The organism is Anaerosporobacter sp. (assembly GCF_965301125.1).
Genome location: NZ_CBDLAM010000326.1, coordinates 1 through 2,530, shown reverse-complemented (window position 1 = coordinate 2,530; position 2,530 = coordinate 1). Strand labels below are relative to the sequence as shown.

At 34.9% G+C, this 2,530-nt stretch carries 3 protein-coding genes; all 3 read right to left on the bottom strand.

What is annotated here, in order from left to right:
• A partial coding sequence (locus ACW2QF_RS19460) for a hypothetical protein (RefSeq protein ID WP_455717674.1) occupies positions 1 to 477 on the bottom strand: 477 nt, incomplete at its 3' end.
• Positions 474 to 2,174, bottom strand: a complete 1,701-nt coding sequence (locus tag ACW2QF_RS19455) for an ATPase, T2SS/T4P/T4SS family (RefSeq protein WP_455717673.1) — start codon at positions 2,172 to 2,174, stop codon at positions 474 to 476. The genes ACW2QF_RS19455 and ACW2QF_RS19460, both read right to left, overlap by 4 nt.
• Before the next feature lie 14 nt (positions 2,175 to 2,188).
• Positions 2,189 to 2,530: hypothetical protein (locus ACW2QF_RS19450; RefSeq protein WP_455717672.1), on the bottom strand; the 342-nt coding region annotated here is incomplete at its 5' end.

The window sequence follows — 2,530 nt, the reverse complement described above, 5'->3', positions numbered from 1 at the left end:
CGTTTTACATAATATATAAAATGTCAATATATAAGGAAAGGATATTCCTTCTTTGTACCGTTGCAATTCTTCATTATCTTCTAAATCTAATGCCATAAAAAGCTTCTGCATGTGGCTCGCTATCTCTTCGTCCGATTCCCAGATGGATTCTTGTAGAGCTTCTTCAACCATCCCTGTATTCTGATATACATTTCTTACATTTACTAAGAATCCTTCAAATTGTAACAGCAAACTCATATACTTCTGTCTAGTATAGTAGAAACGATAAAATAGACTTACTAGATAGATACCGATTACAATCATCAATAAGCTCTCAATTGATAACTTCCAAGAGAACAAAGCTATGCATATGAATAGAATAATCAAAGCCAATTCCCTATACATATATCGGATGGTTTGTCTACGAATTCGTTCTTCTTCACCTGGATTTATCCATTCTTGAATTATTCTTCTCGTTTTTAAGAATCCTAGCATCATAGGTATACATTCCCCCATTCTTGTTGATTCTTAATGAATTCCTCTTCTTCTGATGAGGTAAGATGCTTCATAATCTGATCTGTTATCTCTTCACTTATAGGATTCTTCAATACATACTTTCCTTGTTCATAAACCACAATATCTCGAACCATAAACTGCATCTCAACAACTCCATCATCTTTTGCAGGGCGATAGCAAGTTTGTATAATACTCTGTCTCACAGGAATAATCTGTGAAATTCTTTCAATGTATCTATGTCCATCGGGGTGTTTACACATATGTACATCAAACTGAATAGCATCAACTACTTGCCTTGTTGCAGCAACCTCGTTATGGAATCCCCCCTCTGTAAGCAAAGCATTTCTCATCGAATAAACCAAATCTTTAGTTGTCTTTGCATGATGAGTGAATAAGGTAAAGAGGGATGCAACCTGTGACATTGAAATCATCCAACTAGCTACACTGGCTGTGGCCACTTCACCAAGTATATTTACGCTACCATCTGTCTTCTTAGCAAAGTCCAAACCTTCATTTCCAGTAACGTAGTCTGTTTCTTTAAAGGATACAATATTTCTTCGTGGGTAAATCTTTCTCAAATGTAATTCGAAAGATAATTCCTGCACTCTTAGATTATACGTAGGGCGAATATAGCGAATAAGAGACATCAATAATGTTGTTTTACCTGAACCTTGTTCTCCTGTAATTGCAATTACCTGGCACCCCTTTATCAGCCATTTCATTAACTGAATTGGAATCATACAATTGTTATCCGTAATCAAAGTACGAATATCTCTTTGTAATTCATGATGGAACTTACGAATGAAGAAAACCCAACCTTCACAAAATGGTGGTCTTGCAACTGCAACACGAGAGCCATCCATCATCTCATTCACTATGTATCCACGTACCTCTGATAATTGACCTGGATTGTTGTAACGATAGATATTCTTACAAACACGTATCAACTCTTTCTCACTTTCAAATCCTAAAAAAGATAAATGTATGGATTTTCCCTTATAGAATAACCATATACTTTCATAAGATGCAGGTAGGACACGTACTTCTCCAAATCGTTCTACCTCCATACCACCTGTAATTCCTGATACTCCTGCTGACACACCATCTATAGACATATCACGTATCTCATCAATTACACCATTACCTCGATACCAAGAGTACAATCTTTGGCTTAGTATCTGTAGTTTATCATAATAATCTAAAGACATATGATTACGACGAAAGATTGTATGAATCTGTTCTTCTGAAATCTCATAATATATCTCTCCATCATCATTGATTTTAGGTCGATCTAGTTTATTATCTTCTATGAAAGAAATCATAGCCCGATTTTCATATTTTAGTATATATTGATATAATAAGATGTCAAACTTATCTCTAGCAGATAGGTTGCCACTCCCAAAACCAATAAATCTCTCTAGATCACCTTCTGTGAAATGAAGTTTAGCAATTAATATGTCTACTATGTATTCCTTGATATATAGCTTGGCCTGCCAGTCGCCGAAAGTACAGGTTTTCAGTGCACTTCTCAATTCTCTACGTCTTTGAATTTGTCTTTGCTGTTCTACATAATCAGTATTTCCATCATAAATATTGGTACGTAAAATCTCACGAAACGTATTTTCAACTTCAGTTCGTAATGCCTCCATTGTAGAGATTGGTTTGATACCTGATTTCAAATTCTGTCTTCTTCTTATATGTAACAGTCTTCACACCTACCTTTACTAAGAGTTTGTATTGGTATCTTCGCTTCTGTTTTTATAGATAATGTAGTAATTGTTTCTTTCCTTACTTGCTTAACTTCCTCTACTGCTTCATTAAGCATATCCGCAGCTTGTTCCACCGCATGAATGAAAGAATAATTAGAATCCTCCCTGCTGCATTCTATATTACCAGTAATAAAATCAATAAGTTTTCCCTCTGACATCGCCTCTCTACATAGAGTATTGTAAGGTATCATGGCAATATCCATAATAGGAATCTTATATCTTCTACTTATATTTTTAATATTAATCTTGGAATTTGGCTGATAATT